1 pseudogene is annotated in these 550 nt (G+C 63.8%); it reads left to right on the top strand.

Features of this window, described 5'->3' with window-relative positions:
• Positions 1-343: pseudogene (locus tag AC1DYX_RS31835) on the top strand (enoyl-CoA hydratase-related protein); the annotation flags it as partial.
• Between the last annotated feature and the right edge of the window lie 207 nt (positions 344-550).

Here is a 550-nt window from a genome sequence, read left to right as displayed (position 1 = left end):
CCGCCAGGCGCTGCACTACATCATGACGGGCGACACCTTCACCGGCAAGGAAGCCGCGGCGATGTGACTGATCAACACGAGCGTGCCGAAGGACGAACTGCGCGCTGCCGTGATCGCGCTGGCGGCCAAGCTGCTGGAAAAAAATCCGGTTGTGCTGCGTTACGCAAAAGTCGGTTTCAAGCGCTGCCGCGAACTGACGTGGGACCAGAACGAGGATTACCTGTATGCGAAGGTCGACCAGTCCAACCACCGTGACCCGGAGAAGGGCCGCAAGGAGGGCCTGAAGCAGTTCCTGGACGATAAGACGATCAAGCCCGGCCTGCAGAGCTACAAGCGCGCGTAAGACGCGTCCCGTTGCAGTGACAGCCCCGCTGCCGGCRCAGACAACGCGCGGCGGCATTTCTGGTCAGAGCCAACAAGGAGACCTCTGATGTACGAAACCGATCTGCTGATCGCCGGGCAGGCCCGCCCGGCATCCAATGGCGCAGTGTTCGAGCGGTGCAACCCCGCCACTGGCGGCGTTGCTCCGGCCACCGGCGCCGTCGCCACA

This window comes from Massilia sp. P2_C2 (genome assembly GCF_056404615.1).
The sequence above is the reverse complement of the archived record's forward strand: the minus strand, read 5'-3'. Positions and strand labels throughout refer to the sequence as shown.